A 19,254-nucleotide genomic window follows, 5' to 3' on the forward strand; every position below is an offset into this window, starting at 1 on the left:
TAGCGCCGCCCCCCCCCCCCCCCAGGAGCCACGCCGCTCCCTCATCCCCGGAAACCGCATGCCCGGAACCTCGTCAATGACGCCATCTGGGGTCGCCAGCATCGAGGAGTTGGGCCTTCGTGGCACCCTTTTCCTAGCCGCACTGTTAGCCGCGCAGCTACGACACCTACCGGTGGCGCCCACACGCCGCTCCACCTTGCTGGTGCTGGACACGCTGCGAGACTTGGCCTTGATCCAAGTTCCCTGGCCAGCGGATCGATGGCAGATCCGCCCCGATGCCGAGGTCACGCCCATCGAAGATCTGCAATGGGCTTTCGCCTGGTCTACCCACGAGCGCAGGCACCTGCTCCCGGTGCTGGAAGACCAACTCGGCGATATGGCACACGATGTAGACTTGGCGGACGCGAAACTGGAGCTGTGGGATGAACTTGCACTCTGGGAGACCGAGCAGTTTCTGGAGCAGCAATTGCTCAAACATCACTTCGACCCAGGCTGGGCACGTGATGTGGGGTTCGTCTTTCAATCCGGACCGCGGGGCTTGCCGATCGCGCGGTGGCGTTACTGCTGCTGGGCGGCGGTACGCCAAGGTGCCTCGGTGGCGATGCGTCTTGGCGTGCACGACAGCGCCCATGTGCGGGAAGCCATCTTTCAGGAGGTCCAGAAGCGCCTGCGCTACCTGATGACCAGTTCGCCCGAGCAAGGCATGTTCAAGCCCTATCATTTGGCACCGGAGTCCTCAGTAGCCAAACTGTTTGTAGATTGGGTCGTCCCTATGGAATGGGCGTACTGGACAGGTGAGCGCCACCCCAGCCGCTAGCAGACAAACGAGCAGCCTCGTCAGTCGGCTCCCCCATCTTGCGCATGGCCGCGCCGAGTTTTCTTCACCGCATTTTGTGCTGGCGTCAGTTGATTCAGTAGAGGCTCTAGCGCTTCAAGACGTGCATTGGCACGCAACGCATCGGCTTCAGCGCTCTCGCGGCGCTCACGCTCCCGCGCAAGGGTGTCTTGAACTTGAGCTAGCTCGTTGCGCATGGTATCCAAGGTCTTGGCGTCAGTCTTCCAGCGCTCCTGCAGTGCCAAATAGTCCGTCGCGGTCTGGCGCAACGCCACGACCTCGCTGTGTTGGCCTTCGTGGGCCTGTCGTAGCTGGGCAAGCTCACGCTCAATCCGCCCGTGGCGCTCCAGCCATTGACCATTGTCGCGGTTCAGCACCAACAGCTCCTGATTCTTCGCGCCCAAGGCTTCATTGGCCTGACGTAAGGCTACTTGCAGCTCTTGGACCTGATGCTCGTGACGGCGAAGCTCTTGCTCACGCTGCTCTTTGGTTGAAGTGCGGTAGTGCTCAAGCGCTTCCCGGGCATGGGCATGCTTGTCCTCCAGAGAACGCGTATGCGCCTCATGATCAGCCAGCCGCACCGTCATGCCAGCGATGCGCTCGTTCAACTGGGCGATTTCCGCGATCCTGTCACCTAGATTCTGTTGAAGGAGGGCGTGAGCAGCTTGCTCTTGGTGCAGGCTTGCTTCGGTGCGCTGCAGCCGAGTGCTCAAGGCGGCAGCCTCCTCTTGGGCACCGGAAAGCGCCTGTTGCCGACTGTGGAGCTCAGCCTGATGGCGCTCACGCTCCTGGGTGAGGATGGCCTCTGCTTCCTCCTGGAGCCGCGAGGCCAAGCGCGCAACCAAGTCCTGCAAAGCATCACTAACGGCTACCGTCCTCGCCGGACCGCCGCCTTCCTCTCCTTCCAGTTCACGCAAGTAGCGGTGGATCGTGGTCTTGGAGCCCGTGTTGCCCAAGGCCACTCGCACCGCGTCGACTGACGGCTTCTTGCGTTGGGCCAGCAGCGCGTCGCGCGCCTTCTGGACGTCACTCTTATAGAGTCCTGCGCGCGCCATCGTGCCACCTCACTTTATTTCGTAATGTATTACATACCATGTAATTACATACTATTAAAGCAGGTAGACGACCGCTCGTCGGCGAAAATAGTTATACGGGATAATATTGAATTATCCCGCGTAAGGCGGATTCTGACCCTTCCCGGCGTCCCAAGCAGTACGAAACCGCCCAGGGCCGGCGATCGCTGGGTAGTATGGCCCAGAGCGGAAAGGAGGCCAGCCAGGGTGCAGGCAGGCTCCGCCACCGAGCCCGTTGGCCATCATAGGACTGTGCATGCCGATCGAACGTATCGTCATCGACAACTTCAAGTCGTTTCGCCATCTGGACCTGCCCCTCAATGCCCACATGAACCTGGTGGTGGGCGACAACGAGGTCGGTAAATCCACCCTGCTGGAGGCCATCCACGCGGTGGTCACCGGCCAGCTGCATGGGCGCAATCTTGCCTACGAGCTCACGCCCTACCTGTTCCACCAGCCCACGGTGCAGGAGTACTTGGGAGCGCTTGCCACGGGCACGCCGGCCTCGCCGCCACGGATCTCCATCGAAGCCTATCTGGGCGCCGACGCCGCGCTGGCGTCGTTACGCGGCACCAACAACTCCCTGCGTCTGGATACCGCCGGCATCCGGCTGCTGGTCGAGCTCAACGACGACTACCGCGAGGAGTTCAACGCCTACCTGCAGCAGCACCAGGGCGCGGTCAGCCTGCCGGTGGAGTACTACACGGTGCGCTGGTACTCCTTCGCCAACAATGGCGTCACCGCCCGTAGTATTCCGTTCGACTCGACCATCATCGACACGCACGGCATCAAGACCTTGTCCGGTGCCGATCGCTATATCGCCGGCATCATCGAGCAGGCACTGACGCCTGCGCAGCGCGTCTCGCTGTCGCTGAGCTTCCGCCGCATGCGGCAGAGCTTTTCCGAAGAAGCGGATGTGGCAGCGATCAATGCCTACTTGACCGAGCACACCGGGGACATCAGCCACAGGGCATTGACGGTAGGCGTGGACACATCGCCGCGCTCAACGTGGGAAACCAGCCTGTCACCCTACCTGGATGAGCTCCCGTTCACCCAGGCCGGCAAGGGCGAGCAAAGCGCGGTGAAGATGAAGCTGGCGATGCACGCGGCCGGCGCGGCTCACGTGCTGCTGATCGAGGAGCCGGAGAACCATCTGTCCTATTCCAGCATGACCCAGCTGATCGACAAGATTGCGGCCCTCTCCACCGCCCAGCAGGTGATCATCGCCACCCACAGCAGCTTCGTGTTGAACAAGCTGGGCGTGGACAACGTGATCCTGTTCAGCGCGCAAGGCCAGATGAAGCTGGACCAGCTGCCCAGCGATACCCACGACTATTTCATGAAGCTGCCGGGCCACGACACGCTGCGGTTGATCCTGGCCAAGCAGGCGATCCTGGTGGAAGGCCCTTCCGACGAACTGATCGTGCAGCGTGCCTACAGTGACCATCACGGCGTGGCGCCGATGGCTCACGGCGTAGACATCATTTCGGTCAAGTCGTTGGCATTCAAACGCTTCTTGCAGATTGCCGATCGACTGAGGATTCAGGCCAAGGTGATCACCGACAACGACGGTGATATCGCAGTTGTGCAAGAGCGCTATGCCGAGCACATCAACGCGATCTATTACGATTCCGACGAGAGCGCCCCTTCGCTGGAAGAGCAGCTGATCAAAGCCAACTCGCTGGCCGAACTCAATACCGTGCTGGGCAAGGCCTTTGCCGATGAGGTGGCGCTGCTCAAGTACATGAAGGGCCATAAGACCGATACGGCCTTGGCGATTTTCAATAGCCCGCACTCGATCAGGTTCCCGGACTATGTCCAGCGTGCCATCACCTAACCGGGTCCTGCTCTCGGCAGCCGGCTCGGGCAAGACCACGTTGCTGGTCCGGCAGGCCTTGGAGCGACCTGAGCGCCGCATCGCGATTGTCACCTACACGCTGGAAAACCTGGAAGAGATCCGGCGCTCGTTTGAGGCCCACGCAGGCGCGGTCCCCGCGCATGTCACCTTGCACAGCTGGTATGGCTTTCTGCTGCGCCAGTGCATTCGCCCGTACCAGGCTGCGCTTTGCCCTGAGCCTCGCATCGAGACCATCCTGTTCGTAGAAGGTGTCACCAACAACCGCGCCCCACGCACCCAGGTGGCGCGCCACTACCTGGCGGGCAACCGGATGTATTCGGACCGAGCGGCCGATTTCGCTGTGCGCTGCGATGAGCTGACCCAAGGCCAGGTCGTGGCGCGATTGGCGGCGATGTACGACGAGCTCTACATCGACGAAGTCCAGGATCTGGCCGGCTTTGATCTGGATCTGGTCGAACGGCTGTTGAAGAGCGAGATTGCCATCACGTTGGTAGGCGATACGCGCCAAGCCACGTATGCGACCAACTATGCGCAAAGGTACAGCCAATACCGTGGTCCGAATCTGGCAGCGCTGTTTCAGATTTGGGAGGCCGACGGCTTATGCCGGCTGGATCACCGCCTCACCAGTCTGCGCTGCGTCCAGGCCCTGTGCGATATGGCTGACACGCTCTATCCGCAGATGCCGCGGACCCAATCAGGCAATGGCGAGGTCACCGGACACGATGGCATCTACCTCGTCGCTCCAGGGGATGTGGCCGCGTACATGCAGGAGTTCGCCCCCACCGTGCTCCGGCATGACCGGCGGCAGGCGTGCGACGGACTGCCGGCGGTGAACTTTGGGCAGTGCAAGGGCCGCACCTACAGTCGGGTCCTCATCTTTCCGACCGGGCCGTTGACGCAGTACCTGCGCACGGCCGATGCAGCGCGTATCACCGCGCCGCCGAAATACTACGTGGCCTTCACCCGGGCGCGGCAAAGCGTGGCCTTTGTGTATGCCGGCGCGTGCGCGTTGCCGGGTCATCAGCTCTATGCGCCTGCCAGCGCAGACGCATAGAGCCAGGGGCTGCGATCACATCTTCTTTAACGGCGCCGCGGTGGGCGGCGGCGGTACCGGGCCCGGGTCGTTGAAACACAGCATGATCTGATCGATGCCGAATTGATCGGCCAGGACCTGGGCAATCACAGCATGCACCAGGTCCAGGTCGACCGAGGGCGCCGCGACCGTGATGGTGGCCGCGATCGCACGGCCATGCTCACCGGCGACCAGGCGCAGGTCGTCCACCGCTTTCACGCCCGGGTCGGTAAACATCGCCGCACGGACCTGTTCCAGGTTGAGCTCGTTCATGGGGACTCCAAAGCAGTGCTACCGGCGCGGGGAGCTCGGTCGCGATGCAGCCAACGATAGAGCACCGGCAGCACCAACAAGGTCAATGCGGTGGATGAGACGATGCCGCCGATGACGACAGTGGCCAGCGGCCGCTGCACTTCCGAGCCAGCACCGACATTCAAGGCCATGGGTAGGAAGCCCAGCGAGGCTACCAGGGCGGTCATCAACACCGGTCGCAGGCGTCCAAGGGCGCCGTCGCGCACAGCGTCGTCTAGCGGATCGCCCTGTTCGCGCAGACGGCGGATGAAGGCGATCATGACCAGCCCGTTGAGTACGGCCACGCCCGACAGCGCGATGAAGCCCACGCCGGCAGAGATCGACAACGGAATCCCGCGCAGAGCCAGTGCCAGCACACCGCCGGTCAGCGCCAGCGGCACGCCACTGAACACAATGGCCGCATCCTTGGCCGAGCCGAAGGCCATGAATAGCAGAGCGAAGATCAACGCCAGTGTCACCGGAACGACCACGCCCAGGCGTTGGGTGGCCGAGATCAGCTGCTCGAAGGTGCCGCCGTAATCGATCCAGTAGCCCTCTGGAAGCGCGACATCCTGGCCGATGCGTGTGCGCAACTCGCCGACGAACCCGCCCAGATCGCGCTCGCGCACGTTGGCGGTGATCACCACGCGGCGCTTGCCGTTCTCGCGGTTGATCTGATTGGGCCCGCGCTCTACCTGGATCTTCGCCACTTCCCGCAGCGGCACCGTGCGAGGCCCCCCATTGGCGCCGGCGGCCAGACGGCTGGACTCATCGACACTGGTGCTTGCCGGCAGCGGAATGGGCAGATCTGCCAGCACAGCGGGGTCTTGGCGCTGCGCTTCGGGCAGGCGCACGACCAGGTCGAAGCGGCGGTCGCCCTCGATCAACTGGCCGGCAACACTGCCCCCAATGGCGGTGGCCACCGTTTCCTGCACATCGCCCGGGTTCAGGCCATACCGTGCCAATGCCGCCGGATCTGGCGTGATGGTCAGCAGCGGCAGGCCGGAGACCTGCTCGGCCTTGACGTCTTCGGCGCCGGGGACGCTACGCATGACCCGCTCGACCCGGCTGGCCAGGCGCGTCAACTGGTCAAGGTTGTCGCCGTAGACCTTGACCGCCACGTCCGAACGGACGCCGGAGATCAACTCGTTGGTGCGCATCTGGATGGGCTGGGTGAACTCGTAGTTGCTGCCCGGGATTTCCTTGGCCGCCGCCTCCAGCTCTTCCACCAGCTCGGCCTTGGGCTTGCGCGGGTCGGGCCACTGGTCGCGGGGCTTGAGCATCAGGAAGGTGTCGGCCATCGACGGCGGCATAGGATCGGTGGCCACCTCGGCGGTGCCGATCTTTGAGAAGATGTTGGCCACCTCCGGGAACTGGGCCAGGCGCTTCTCCAGCGTTTCCTGCATGGCCACCGACTGCTCCAAGCTGGTGCCGGGAATACGCATGGGCTGCAAGGTGATGTCGCCCTCATCCAGGCTCGGCACGAACTCCGAACCCAAGCGGGTGGCCAGCACGCCACAGCCCACCACCAGCACGGCCGCGCCGGCCAGCACCACCACGCGCCGACGCAGGGCCCAATCCAGCAGCGGCGTATAACGGGCACGCGACCAGCGCATCAGGCGGTTGTCGTGCTCAGCCACACGGCCGCGCAGGAAGCTGGCGATCGCCGCCGGCACGAAGGTCAGCGACAACACCATGGCGCCGGTCAGGGCCAGCACCACCGTGATCGCCATCGGGTGGAACATTTTTCCTTCTACCCCGGACAGCGAGAAGATCGGCAGGTAGACCGCGGCGATGATGCCCAGGCCAAACAGGCTGGGACGGATCACCTCGGCGGTGGCCGAGGCGGTCAGGTCATAGCGCTCTTCATCGTTGAGCTGGCGGCCTAGCGCGTGCTGCGCCTCGCCGAACCGGCGCAGACAGTTCTCGATGATGATCACCGCCCCGTCCACGATCAGGCCGAAGTCCAGCGCGCCCAGGCTCATCAGGTTGCCCGACACGCCGCCACGCACCATGCCGATGATGGTGAACAGCATCGCCAACGGGATCACCGCCGCGGTGATCAACGAGGCGCGCACATTGCCCAGCAGCAGGAACAGCACCACCACCACCAGCAGCGCGCCCTCGATCAGGTTCTTGGACACCGTGCCGATGGTGCGATCCACCAGCGCGGTGCGGTCATAGACGGCCTTGGCATGGACGCCGGCAGGCAGGCTGGCGTTGGCGGCATCCAGCTTGGCCGCGGCCGCCTGGGAGACTTCCCGGCTGTTGGCGCCGAACAACATGAAGGCGGTACCGACCACGACCTCGTGGCCATTCTGGGTGGCCGCGCCCGTGCGCAGCTCCTTGCCTTCGCCCACGCTAGCGACGTCGCGCACCCGAATGGGCACGCCATCGCGCCGGTCCAGCACGATGTTGCCGATTGCCTCCAGATTGGCTAGCTGGCCCGGCACGCGCACCAGGAACTGCTGTCCGTTGCGCTCGATGTAGCCGGCGCCGATGTTCTGGTTGTTGCGCATGACCGCGGCGACCACGTCGTTCAACGTGAAGCCCAGCGCCACCAACTGAGCTGGATCGGGAGTGATGTGGATCTGCCGCTCGAAGCCGCCGATGGTGTTGACCTCGGTGACGCCGGGCGTGGTGCGCAGCTGCGGCCGGATCACCCAGTCCTGCAGGGTGCGCAGGTCCGTGGCCGTGTACGGGGTGCCGTCGGGCTTGCGAGCGTTGGGCTCGGCCTCCACGGTGTACATGAAGATCTCGCCCAACCCGGTGGAGATCGGCCCCATTTCCGGGTCCAACCCTTCGGGAAGCTGGGAGGCGATCTGCTGCAGGCGCTCGGCGACCTGCTGGCGGGCAAAGTACAGGTCGGTGCCGTCCTTGAAGACGACGGTGACCTGCGAAAGCCCGTAGCGCGACAGCGAGCGGCTGTAGTCCAGCTTGGGCAGACCGGCCATGGCCGTTTCGATGGCAAAGGTGACCCGTTGTTCGGCCTCCAGCGGCGAGTAACCCGGGGCCTGGGTGTTGATCTGGACCTGGACGTTGGTGATGTCGGGTGTGGCGTCAATGGAAAGGTGACGGTAGCTCCACACGCCCAGCGCAACCAGCGCAGCGGTGAGCACTAGCGTCAGCCAGCGATGGCGGATGGACAGCCCAATGAGGCGTTCGAGCATGGCGGGCCTCATTCTTCTTCCACGGTGGACTTTTCGATGTCGGCCTTGATCAGGAAGCTTTGGGCCACCACCACCTGTTCACCGGCCTTGAGGCCTTCCAGCACTTCGGCGCGTTCGGCGTCGCGGCGCCCCAGCTTCACCGGCCGGGTGTGGTAGGTTTCGCCCTGCTGCACGTAGACCACGTCCTGGTCTTCTGCGGTCTGCAGCGCCGTGATCGGCACCACCAACGCTGCCGATTGGCGATCCACGGTGACCCGCGCCTTGACCGCCGACCCCGGCCGCCACAGGCCATCGGTGTTGGCCACCGTGCCGCGCGCAATGGTGCTTTGGCTGGCGGTGGCGGTGCCGGGCAGGACGCGCTCCAAGGTGGTCTGTGCGGTGACGCCATCGCTCAAGCGGGTAACCGTCACCGGCACGCCAGCACCGATGTGCTGGGCGTCGGCGCCGAAGATGTGCAGGTCCACCCACAGCGTGGACAGGTCGGCGACCTCAAACAGCGGCGCGCCCTCAGCGGCGGCCATGCCTACGGCGGCCGTGCGCGCCATGACCACGCCACTGATCGGCGCGGTGACGGTATAGGTGGTCAGGCTCAGGTTGCTCTCTACCGTGGCCAGTGCCTGGCCGGCCCGTACCTGATCACCCACGCCCGCACGCACGGAGCGGACCGGTCCGGGGAAGCGTGCCGTGACCTGCGCGATGCGACCGTCAATCGGGGTCAACAGCCCTTGCACCTCATGCTCGTCAGCAATCTCACCGGGGCCTGCCGGTGCGACCTGGATACCCGCTGCCTGCGCAGCTTTGGCGGCAATCTTGGTTTCCAGCGGCGCTTCCTCGTGCTCGCCGTGCTCTTCGCCCTCAGCGGCGGCGCCGCCTTCGGACGCTTCGTTGGGGGCCGACGCGTTGCAGGCGGCCAGCATCATCAGGGCCATGCCCAGTGCGGTCCAAGAAAAGCGATTCATGGGGTCTCTCCGGTGGAAGCAGCCGCCGGCGGCGCGACAAGCGCTTGGCCGGTCAGGCGTTGAATTTCGATCAGGGCGCGCTGCGCATCGAGCGCCACGTCCAGCTGCTGCTGGGCCATGGCCGTGCGTTCGGACTGCAGCTGTGCCCATTCCAGGTAGCTGATCGCGCCGGCGCGATAGGCGCGCTCGGCGGCCTTCTCAGCCCGGGCCAACTTCGGCAGCACCTCGCCTTGCAGCCGTGCCACCTCGGCCTGCGCCACGGTGTAGCGACCATGGGCTTCGACCAGCGTGGAATACAGCGACAGGCCCTTGGCCTCGCGCTCGATCGTCAGAACCTCCAGCTCGGCTTCGCCGGCGCGGATCTCCGGCTGCGCGCGGCTGCGGCTGCCCAGTGGCATGGACAGGCTGGCCACCAGCGCGGTGTCGTCAGTCTCCTGCAGGCGGCGCACGCCCAGCTGCCACGACAAGTCCGGCGAGGCCGCCGAACGCGCCAGCTGCAGTCGTGCCTGCGCGATCCGGCGGGCATCGGCAAACTGCGCCAACTCGGGAGTGCGCTCCAATTCCTCGGCCAGCGACTGCATGGACGCGATCGCCGGCAGGGTCATGGGATCCGCCGCGGCCACCTCGAAGCTCGGAGCACGTTCGCCCCAGAGGGCAGCAAGGTGCTGCCGGGCGGCAATGCGCTGCTGCTCGGCCCGATCACGGGTCAACTCTGCTCTCGCCAGTGCTGCTTGTGCGGTGAGCATCACCGATTCGGGAGACGCGCCAGCCTGCAGGCGCTGCCGGGCAGCGGCGACGGTCCGCTGGCGCTGGCCGACATCCATGTTCGTCAGGCTGCGTTGCCGGTCGGCACCGACAACGGCCAAATAGCGCTGCGCCGTCTCGGCGAGCAGGTCCAGCCGCCTGGTCTCGCGCTGCACGGCCAGTGCATCAATCCGGCTTTGGGCCAAGGTGCGGCGGGCGTCGAGCTTGCCGCCGCGCTCCAGGACCGAGCTCAGGCTCAAGGTCAACTCCGCGCTGTCCAGGCCACGGGCCGCGCCCGTGCCCAGCGCATTTTCAACCTCCGCCCCCAACGTCCACGGTGGCCGCTGCACGGCCTGGTCGCGCTCGGCAGCGAGCACCGTGGCTCGCGCATCGACCAGGCGCAGCTCGGGGTGGGTTTGGGCCACGCGTGCAAACGCGTCGTCCAAGGTCATCAGCTCTTCTGCTGTCGCCGGCGTTGCCGCCGCGCTCAACAGTAGCCACGCGGCCAGGGCCGCCAATCGCACATGCATGAAGTACTCCAGAATTTTCGATAGCCAACAGGGATCCGGCGCACGCCGGCGCGCATCACCCTGCGATCGGCGGCCGGAACGGCGCGAGCAGGTGCTCATGCCGATATCTGTCCGCATGGGCTGTCGCCGACGGCCAATGCCGGCCGATATGAGCAATGGCCAACACTATTTCTGGAGCCGGCGCGGCCTGGCTACAGCACAGCACCAGCTGCTGTAGCCGGTGCAGCGCGGCGTCTACGCCACGCTCGGAAGCTGGTGATGCCACTGCCGGGTCATGGTCGGCCGCGGCCAGATGGGTTTGAGCATGGAGCTCGCCAACCACTGCCAGCACCGGCTGCGTCACAAGGCCCACGGCCAAGTGCGCCAGCAGCAGCCAGCGCAGGCCACAGCTCAGCCGGCCAAGCGCTGTCATGCAGGCGTTTTGCGCGCGTCGGCACGCGCCCGGCGAGCATCACCCAAGATCTCGAAAGCCTCCTTGATCACATACAGGCCGATCAGGGCGCCGATCACGAAATCCGGGTAGGGGCTGGCCAGCCACCACACCAACAGGCCGGCCAGAATCACCCCAACGTTGGCCACCACATCGGCGCGGGTAAACAGCCAGGTCGCTCGCAGATGCACTTCGCCAGACTTCAAGGGGGCGAGCATACGGAGCACCTTCAGGTTCACGGCCAGCGAGACCAGAGCGGTACCGATCATCCAACCGCTGACCGGCTCGGCGCCGTACATCACCCGGCGGCCGACTTCGACCAGCACGCCTACGCCCAGCACCAGCAGCACGCTGCCACTGACCCACGCGGCGTTGGCCTTGAAGCGCGCCGTGCGCCCGATAGCGACCAGGCCAATGGCATAGGCGGTGGCGTCAGACAGCATGTCCAGCGCGTCAGCCAGCAGCCCGGTGGAATGGGCAATCCAGCCGGCAATGCCGCCGATCACGGCCATCGCTGCATTCAGGACCAAGGCGATCCAGAGGATGCGTCGCTCCTCCTTGTTCTTGGCTTCGTGGTGGCACCCGCAATCACTCATGTCTTGGTCCTCTGCTGTGTTGTTTCATTGCTTGTTTGCGCCTGGCTGTCTACGCACACCGGAACGGGCATTGGCGAGGAACCCCACGATGGCGGCGGTGCCTACCAATACCTGCGCCAGCAGCGACTGCCAGGTGGGATACAGGCCGATCCACTCGATGCGCGGCAACGCGAGCGGTGTTTGAGAGATCCAGCCCGCTTCCTGCAACGCGGCCACGCCTTTACCGATCAGGATGACCGCCATCACCGCGATGAGAATCGAGCTGATCGAAAAGAACCGGCCAATCGGCAGCCGCCTGCTCATGCGCAGCATCCAGTACGCCACCGCAGCCAACACCGCGATTCCCGCCGCCAGGCCTGCGAGGATGGCGGTGGACGCCTGATCGCTCCACATCGCGATGTAGAACAAGATCGTCTCAAACACCTCGCGGTACACCGCGACAAAGGCCAGCATGAACAGGAAAACAGCCGAGCGCCGTGTCAGCGCAGTCGTCAGCTTGGCGTGCAGGTACTCCTGCCACCGCCCTGCAAGGCTCTTTTGGTGCATCCAGATGCCTACGCTGAGCAGGACAGCGGCAGCGAACAAGGCCGAGACGCCCTCAGTGACTTCCCGGTTCGCACCGCTGATATCAACAAAGTAAGTGGCCACCGCCCAGGTAGCTGCGCCTGCCAACAACGCGCAGATCCAACCCGCATGCACATACGGCAACACATCAGACCGCTCGGCTTTACGCAAGAACGCCACGATACCAATCACGATCAGCAGCGCTTCCAGTCCTTCGCGTACCAAGATGGTAAAGCTGCCTAGAAACGCGGTGCTGGCGCCTATTCGGGTGTCCTGCAGCGCCACGTCCGCGCGATCAAACAGCTGGGCAATTTGCGCTGCCTGCCCGGCAACGTCAGCCGCGGGCGCATGCTGATCCAGCTGCGCGCGGTAGCCTGCCATGGCCGTCTCGATCTCTCGCAGCAATGACGGATTGCGCGTGGCCAGCGTGGGTTCAAGCGGCTCTACACCATCCAGATAGGACGAGAGCGCAAGCTTTTTGGCTTGAGCCAGGTCCTCATCAGCGTAAGCGCGCTGGCTGGCGGCCAGTCGCTGCCGCGCCACCGCAAAGCGATCGGCTCCTGGTACCGCTTCGTTTACTACCTGTGGCTGCGAACGCAGGTAGGCGATGATCGCGTTTGCCTGATCGGCGGGCATCGTGGTGGCAAGATCGGCCTCTCGCGTGCGTGTCAGCGCTTCGAGCGAGGGAATGTGCGTATGGGCCTCGGCACTGGTGCGCCATAACGCCTCACCTTGAGCCTTGGCTTGCGAGGAGTACCCCAAGCTGCCCACATAGAATGCCAACGCCCAGCGATCACTTTCTGACAGCCCAGAGAAGCTGACCATGCCGGTACCCGGCACACCCTGGGAAATGACCTCGTACAACGACAGCGGCGTTCGCTGCGCGGCGCGAGTGGCATCGGTGAACGCGATCGGCGGCGGACTTAACGCTTGCGCGGCGGGGCCATCACCGTGACCTGTGGGGCCGTGACAGGCCGCGCACTGCTGGCTGTAGATGGACGCGGCCTGGGAGGTCTTCGGCGCGCTCGCCGGAACAGCGCCGATCGGGTAGCGGGCCAACAGCGTCGTGCCGAGCCCGCGCGCCAACGTTGCCACTTGCGCCGGGTCGGCCTTCTCTGCCACCGCCTGGACCAGGCGGTCGGCCTGGGCCGTCAGCTCCTGCTGGTTCTGGCCACTGGGCAATGCTGCCAGCTGACTGCGCACGGCGCCGGCAAACTCGCTCATTTCGGCGTATTCGTTGGGGGCAATTACGCGACCGGCCTGGACCGCGCCGGGGTAGTCGACCGCGATGTAATCGAGCATCTGCCAGGTTTGGCGCAGGTCTGCTGCGGCAGGCTCCGCCTGAGCAGAAGCGGGCAGAACCCAGCCGATCAGCAAGGCAATCAGGCAGTAGCGAATCAAGGCGATGGGCAGTGGCATGGTCGTCACATGCAGCGCCGCGGCCGGAGTGGCGGCGGATACGGGTTCAGCGTAAAGTCCGTAGCTACTACGGAGTCAAGCGTACTACGAATGAAAATCAGTGAGGCTGCCGACGCCAGCGGATGCCACTTGGAGACGATTCGCTATTACGAGCGGATCGGGTTGCTGCCGCGCCCGGGGCGCACGGGCAACGGCTACCGGGTCTATGGCCCGGCCGACATCGAGCGGCTGCGCTTCATTGCGCGTGGCCGGGACCTGGGCTTCAGCCTGGAGGAGGTCCGCAGCCTGCTGCAGCTGGCCGGCGATGAGGAGCTTTCGTGCGGGGACGTGGACCGGTTGGCCCGCAGCCATCTGGCCGACGTGCGCGCCCGCATGGCCGACCTGCAGCGCATGGCCAGCGAGCTGGAACGGGTGATTGCCAGTTGCCATGGCGGGCAGCGGGCGGAATGCACCATCCTGTCGACGCTGCGCCAGACGACCTCGGTGGAGGCCACGCGCCAGTGACCGAACTGGACCGCTACCTCGATGCGGCCACGCGCCAGAACACGGTGCGCAGCTATGCGTCGGCGCTGCGGCACTTCGAGGTTGAATGGCAAGGCCACCTCCCAGCGACACCTGACAGCGTGGCCCGGTACCTGGCCGCTTATGCGCAGACCTTGGCGACCAGCACCCTCCGCCAACGTCTGGCGGCCATCGCCTCTTGGCACCGCGACCACGGCTTTGTCGACCCGACCCGATCGCCGCTGGTGCGCAAGGTGCTCAAAGGCATCCAGACCCTGCACCCGGGCCAGGTCAAGCAAGCCGCGCCGCTCCAGATTCGGCGGCTGGTCGAGCTCGATGACTGGCTGGCCGCGGCGATCGCTGCGGCACATGCCCGGGGCGATGGGCCGGCGGCGCTGCGCCATCAACGAGACCGAGCGCTGGTGCTGCTCGGGTTCTGGCGGGGATTCCGTGGCGATGAACTGCTGCGTCTGGACGTGGCCCATCTCACGCTGGTGCCGGGACAGGGGATGACCTGCTTCTTGCCACGCAGCAAGGGTGATCGCCAAGCAGCCGGCGTCACCTACAAGGTGCCGGCGCTGTCGCGGTTATGTCCGGTGGAGGCGACCCAGGCGTGGCTGCAGGCGGCCGACCTGCAAGAAGGGCCGGTGTTTCGGGCAGTCAACCAATGGGGCCAGGTGAGCGCCGAAGGCCTGCATCCCAACAGCTTGGTGCGCCTGCTGCGCGAGTTGCTGACCAGTGCAGGCTTTGCCGATGCGGGGCTCCACAGCAGCCATTCGTTGCGCCGCGGCTTTGCCAGCTGGGCCAACGACCAAGGCTGGGACATGAAGGCCTTGATGGAGTACGTGGGCTGGCGCGATGTGCAGTCGGCCATGCGTTACCTGGACGGGCGTGACCCGTTTGCCCGGGACCGCATTGAAGCAAGCCTGCCCAGTCCAACCGTGCCGGTACCGGCGATGGCACTGCCGGCGCCGGAGGGCAAATCGGCCCTGCAGCTGCGCCTGCGCATGGTGCTGACCCCGTTTGCCTGCACGGGCCGCGGCGCGGCCAAGGCCCGAGGCCGAATTGAAGAGATCTGCTTGGCCCCGTTCCAGGCTGTGCGCCTGAACACCGCCAGCAGCGAGTACCAGTTGACTGCTCCCACCGATCCCGAAAGGGATCTGGATGAAATCCTGGCCACGTTGCTCGATGACATGCACCGCATGGCCGATACGCACCAGTGCTTCCTGGAAGCGTCGCTCAGTACAGACGACGGCCGGCACTGGGACTGATCCCCCTCACACCCTCCGGATCCAATGGCTACCCTTCACGAGACCGCCTACCCGCGACTGAAGCCTGATCCCACCGCCAAGGAACTGGAGGAGATCTATACCCCGACCGCCGCTGAGATTGCATTCGCCAAGCAGCTGACCACCCAGCCGGGTCCGCAGCTGGCGGTACTGATTCATCTCAAGCTCTTCCAACGCTTGGGCTACTTCACGCTGTTGGCCGACGTACCCGAGCGGATCCGGAAGCACATCGCCAAGGCCGCCCGACTCGGGCGCGTATTGGACACCGACCAGCTCGAACGCTACGACGCTTCCGGCAGCCAGCGCCGGCATATGCCGCAGCTTCGGCAATTCATCGGGGTACGTCCCCTGGATAAATCGGGCTTGGCTTGGCTGGACACAGTGGCCACCGGAGCAGCCCAGACCAAGCACACCATCCCGGACATCGTGAACGTCCTGCTCGAAGAGCTGGTGCACCATCGCTACGAACTGCCCGGTTTCCGCACTCTGGAGCTGGCCGCCATCGGCGCCCGTGAGCGGGTCAATCTGGGCTACTACCGCAGCATCAGCCACGCGCTGACGCCTGCCACGCGCACGCTCATCGACGAACTGCTGCGCGCACCGGAAGGGTCCAGGTTCACCGGCTGGCAATCACTCAAGCGCGAGCCCGGCCGGCCCACCAACAAGGAAGTTCGGTTCTACCTGCAGCACATCCGCATGCTGCAGCAGTTGGCCGACCAGCTGCCTCCCATCGATGTGCCGGTGCCCAAGCTCAAGCAGTTCCGTGCAATGGCTCGGGCCTATGACGCCAGCGAGCTGGCCGAACTGGCTCCGGACAAGCGCTATGCGCTGGCCACCATCTTCATTCGCGCCCAGCATGCCAAGACACTGGATGATGCAGCCGAGTTGTTCATCAAGCAGGTGCGCGGGCTGGAGAACACGGCCCAGCAGAAATTGCTGGCCTACCAGCTCGAACATGCCAAACGGGCCGACTTCCTCATCGGCCAGCTCAAGGAAATCCTGCAGGCCTATCAGCTAGACGGCAGCGATAGTCAGAGCGTGGATGCCATCGACAACAGCCTGGAAGCGGAAGTGTCGACCTTGCTGGCCGAATGCGAAGAACATATGGCCTACGCCGGGAAGAACTACCTGCCTTTCATGCTGCAGCCCTATGGCGCGGTCAGGCCGCTGCTGTTCAATGGGCTGGAGCTGATGAAACTTCGGGCGACCAGCCACGACGCCGGCATGGAGCCGCTGATCGCAGCGGTGCTCTCGCTGCGCAACCAGCGCCGTGAGCTGATCGAGGTCGCCTCCCTCGGTTTGGACCCGGAAAAGGACTTTGACTGGATGTCCAAGCTCTGGTGTCAGCACGTGTTCGGCAAGCGGGCCAGTGCAGCCGGCGCCGGCTGGATGCACCGTAAGTACTTCGAGCTGGCCGTGCTGGTGCAGGTCAAGGACGAACTGAAGTCCGGAGATCTCTTCATTCCCAGCAGCGAACGGTTTGATGACTACCGTGAGCAGCTGGTCGATGAAGCCACCTTGGCCCAGGAACTGGAAGCCTACGGCCAGGTGTCAGGCCTGCCCACCGACGCCGAGTCTTTCGTGGCGGGATTACGTGCACAACTGACCTCCCTGGCCGATGAGGTCGACGCGCGTTTCCCGGAGAACGTACATGCGGACATCCTGGATGGGCGCCTGGTGCTGCGGAAGGGGCAACGCGCCGAAGTCTCCAGCGCGATTACCACGGTGGATCGCCTCATCGCCGAACGGCTTCCAGAATCCAGCATCGTCGATGTCCTGATCGATGCCAGCCAATGGCTGGATCTGCACCGTTTCTTCCGCCCGATCGCCGGCACCGAGAGCCAGGTCGAAGATCTGCCCCGACGTGTGATCACCACGCTATTCTGCTATGGCTGCAACCTGGGGCCGACGCAGACGGCGCGGTCGATCAAGGGCTTCAGCCGGCGCCAAGTCGCTTGGCTCAACCTGAAATACGTGACCGAGGATGTGCTTGAGAAGGCCATCGTGGAGGTCATCAATACCTACAACAGATTCGACCTGCCTGGCTATTGGGGCAGCGGCAAGAGCGCATCAGCTGATGGCACGAAGTGGAGCGTCTACGAGGACAACCTGCTGTCGGAGTATCACATCCGCTACGGCGGCTACGGTGGCATCGGCTACTGCCACGTGTCCGACAAATACGTAGCGCCGTTCAGCCACTTCATTCCCTGTGGCGTGCACGAGGGCATCTACATCCTCGACGGTCTGTTGGCCAACACTTCCGACATCCAGCCTGAGATCGTCCATGGCGACACGCAGGCCCAAAGCTATCCGGTCTTCGGCCTGGCCCACATGCTGGGCATCCAGCTGATGCCCCGGATCCGGAACATCAAGGACCTGACATTCTTTCGGCCCGAACCGGGTAGGGCTTATAAGAACATCCAGGCACTGTTCGGGGACAGCATCGACTGGCAACTGATCGCCACCCATCTCCACGACATGCTGCGGGTGGTGATCTCAATCCGATTGGGCAAGATCACCGCGTCCTCGATCCTGCGCCGGCTGGGCACCTACAGCCGGAAGAACAAGCTGTACTTCGCCTTCCGGGAACTTGGCAAGGCCGTTCGAACGCTGTTCTTGCTGCGCTACATTGATGACAATGAGATCCGCAAAACGATCCATGCTGCCACCAACAAGAGCGAGGAATACAACGGCTTCGTGAAATGGGTGTTCTTTGGCAGCCAGGGGATCATTGCTGAGAACGTCCAACACGAGCAGCGCAAGATCATCAAGTACAGCCAGCTGGTGGCCAACATGATCATCCTCCACAACGTGGAAGGCATGAGCCGGACCTTGGCCGAGATGAGGAAGGAGGGGATTGAACTGACGCCCGAGATCCTGGCCGGCCTGTCGCCTTATCGGACCAGCCACATCAATCGCTTCGGCGACTACCACCTGGATCTTGAAAGGGAAGTGGCGCCGCTGAGCTACACAGCCAAGGTGCTTGAACAGACCCCATAGATGGGGAGAACCTGATCGAGAGACGAGCAATCAACTTTGAAATTCAGTCGCTTAGGCAGCTTTTGGCCCTGTACGTAATGATTCCCTGCCGACCCTCTTCAAGGTTCATCCCAGCGACTGCCCAGTTGAAGGCCGCTCTTTCGTGGGCATTGAGTTCCGCGTCGATAGCGTCAATTGACTGCCGGTATTGCTGCTGGGTTCCATTCGTAACCATCTTCTTGTCTGTCGGACCGCTGCAGGCAGCTAGCAGTGCTGATGCTGCCAGGATCAGTGTTGCTCTGCTTCTGGCCGCGGTGATGAAGCGGTATGGCTGTTCGCTCATGCGTCCCCCTGTCAATGAAGAAGACAGAATATCTGGTTTTTAGATATCGGAGAACTGGATATAGCTTTCTAGGCCGCTCAGCCAAGGCGCGGTCGTGTCGAAGTCCATCCATCGAAAAGAGTACGCTGCCCTCATTGAGGCTGTTCGCGAGGCGCGGCTAGCTGCCGGTCTGACCCAGGCCCAGGTGTCCAGCATGCTGGGCCGCAGCCAGTCATTCATCAGCGACGTCGAAACAGGCAAGAGAAGGGTTGATGTGGTGGAGCTGAGAGATATCGCCCGCCTGACAGGCCTTTCGCTGGGCAAGTTGATCACAAACTTTGAGAAGCGAATCAAAGACTAAAGCCCCTTAGGGTGTAGCGGTAGGTTCGCGCTTCTTGCCGGCCGGTCGGGACCAGGCGCACACGCCAGTGACAGACGGCCAACCGGATGGAAGGGGCACGCCCTGCCGGAAATCCGTGACGTAGATCGGCCTCGGCGTGCCGGGTCGAAACTTTAGGCTGTTTTGTGGAACCGTGGGGTCTGAACCCTCGTGTAGATCCGGGTGAAGCGACGTCTTTACAGTTGTTGATGTGAAGACATTTCTCCGACCCACTCCACAGCA

General features: G+C 64.0%; 16 protein-coding genes. 7 read left to right on the forward strand and 9 right to left on the reverse strand.

What is annotated here, in order from left to right:
* Positions 1–58 precede the first annotated feature (58 nt).
* The gene (locus M1L61_RS11315; RefSeq protein WP_248854740.1) at positions 59–817 is read left to right on the forward strand and encodes a hypothetical protein; all 759 of its coding nucleotides are present in this window, start codon (positions 59–61) and stop codon (positions 815–817) included.
* A gap of 20 nt (positions 818–837) precedes the next feature.
* Here M1L61_RS11315 and M1L61_RS11320 read toward each other — a convergent pair whose 3' ends face one another.
* Positions 838–1,890: a DNA-binding protein gene (locus tag M1L61_RS11320; protein ID WP_248854741.1), complete on the reverse strand. Its 1,053-nt coding sequence runs from the start codon at positions 1,888–1,890 to the stop codon at positions 838–840.
* A 274-nt stretch (positions 1,891–2,164) separates the two neighbouring features.
* Here M1L61_RS11320 and M1L61_RS11325 point away from each other — a divergent pair, with 274 nt between their 5' ends.
* Both M1L61_RS11325 and M1L61_RS11330 read left to right on the forward strand, forming a co-directional pair.
* Complete coding sequence (locus M1L61_RS11325; protein WP_026070029.1) at positions 2,165–3,745, forward strand: AAA family ATPase; 1,581 nt, start codon at positions 2,165–2,167, stop codon at positions 3,743–3,745.
* The gene (locus M1L61_RS11330; protein ID WP_248854742.1) at positions 3,723–4,820 is read left to right on the forward strand and encodes a UvrD-helicase domain-containing protein; all 1,098 of its coding nucleotides are present in this window, start codon (positions 3,723–3,725) and stop codon (positions 4,818–4,820) included. Before M1L61_RS11325 ends, M1L61_RS11330 begins: the two co-directional genes overlap by 23 nt.
* Positions 4,821–4,835: 15 nt before the next feature.
* Here M1L61_RS11330 and M1L61_RS11335 read toward each other — a convergent pair whose 3' ends face one another.
* The 7 genes from M1L61_RS11335 to M1L61_RS11365 are packed head-to-tail and all read right to left on the reverse strand — an operon-like array spanning position 4,836 to position 13,541.
* Complete coding sequence (locus tag M1L61_RS11335) at positions 4,836–5,111, reverse strand: hypothetical protein (protein WP_019184735.1); 276 nt, start codon at positions 5,109–5,111, stop codon at positions 4,836–4,838.
* Positions 5,108–8,299 (reverse strand): CusA/CzcA family heavy metal efflux RND transporter, encoded by a 3,192-nt coding sequence (locus M1L61_RS11340; protein ID WP_049402758.1) that lies wholly within the window; start codon positions 8,297–8,299, stop codon positions 5,108–5,110. The genes M1L61_RS11335 and M1L61_RS11340 overlap by 4 nt, the downstream gene beginning before the upstream one ends.
* 8 nt (positions 8,300–8,307) lie before the next feature.
* On the reverse strand, positions 8,308–9,258 hold the full coding sequence (locus tag M1L61_RS11345; RefSeq protein WP_021201906.1) for an efflux RND transporter periplasmic adaptor subunit: 951 nt from the start codon (positions 9,256–9,258) through the stop codon (positions 8,308–8,310).
* A complete protein-coding gene (locus tag M1L61_RS11350; RefSeq protein WP_043033510.1) occupies positions 9,255–10,532 on the reverse strand; it encodes a TolC family protein in 1,278 nt (425 codons plus the stop codon). Before M1L61_RS11350 ends, M1L61_RS11345 begins: the two co-directional genes overlap by 4 nt.
* Positions 10,533–10,587: 55 nt before the next feature.
* Complete coding sequence (locus tag M1L61_RS11355; protein ID WP_012480228.1) at positions 10,588–10,944, reverse strand: hypothetical protein; 357 nt, start codon at positions 10,942–10,944, stop codon at positions 10,588–10,590.
* Positions 10,941–11,558, reverse strand: a complete 618-nt coding sequence (locus M1L61_RS11360) for a cation transporter (RefSeq protein ID WP_005413376.1) — start codon at positions 11,556–11,558, stop codon at positions 10,941–10,943. Before M1L61_RS11360 ends, M1L61_RS11355 begins: the two co-directional genes overlap by 4 nt.
* A gap of 24 nt (positions 11,559–11,582) precedes the next feature.
* Positions 11,583–13,541 carry a cytochrome c/FTR1 family iron permease gene (locus tag M1L61_RS11365; RefSeq protein WP_043033508.1) on the reverse strand — a complete coding sequence of 653 codons (1,959 nt, stop codon included), beginning with the start codon at positions 13,539–13,541 and terminating at the stop codon, positions 11,583–11,585.
* Between the two features lie 90 nt (positions 13,542–13,631).
* Between M1L61_RS11365 and M1L61_RS11370 the strand changes: the two genes are divergently transcribed.
* From M1L61_RS11370 to M1L61_RS11380, 3 genes are read left to right on the forward strand one after another with little or no spacing between them, the layout of a single operon-like run.
* Positions 13,632–14,045 carry a helix-turn-helix domain-containing protein gene (locus M1L61_RS11370; protein ID WP_012480230.1) on the forward strand — a complete coding sequence of 138 codons (414 nt, stop codon included), beginning with the start codon at positions 13,632–13,634 and terminating at the stop codon, positions 14,043–14,045.
* Positions 14,042–15,313: a site-specific integrase gene (locus M1L61_RS11375; protein WP_080356427.1), complete on the forward strand. Its 1,272-nt coding sequence runs from the start codon at positions 14,042–14,044 to the stop codon at positions 15,311–15,313. The genes M1L61_RS11370 and M1L61_RS11375 overlap by 4 nt, the downstream gene beginning before the upstream one ends.
* Positions 15,314–15,337: 24 nt before the next feature.
* Positions 15,338–18,331 (forward strand): Tn3 family transposase, encoded by a 2,994-nt coding sequence (locus M1L61_RS11380; RefSeq protein ID WP_248854743.1) that lies wholly within the window; start codon positions 15,338–15,340, stop codon positions 18,329–18,331.
* 43 nt (positions 18,332–18,374) lie between these two features.
* Here M1L61_RS11380 and M1L61_RS11385 read toward each other — a convergent pair whose 3' ends face one another.
* Complete coding sequence (locus M1L61_RS11385) at positions 18,375–18,653, reverse strand: hypothetical protein (protein ID WP_033835997.1); 279 nt, start codon at positions 18,651–18,653, stop codon at positions 18,375–18,377.
* Between the two features lie 94 nt (positions 18,654–18,747).
* Here M1L61_RS11385 and M1L61_RS11390 point away from each other — a divergent pair, with 94 nt between their 5' ends.
* Complete coding sequence (locus M1L61_RS11390) at positions 18,748–18,993, forward strand: helix-turn-helix transcriptional regulator (RefSeq protein WP_043033505.1); 246 nt, start codon at positions 18,748–18,750, stop codon at positions 18,991–18,993.
* The last annotated feature ends 261 nt before the right edge of the window (positions 18,994–19,254 follow it).

This window comes from Stenotrophomonas sp. NY11291 (assembly GCF_023277365.1).
In the GTDB taxonomy this organism is placed as follows: Bacteria; Pseudomonadota; Gammaproteobacteria; order Xanthomonadales; family Xanthomonadaceae; genus Stenotrophomonas; species Stenotrophomonas geniculata.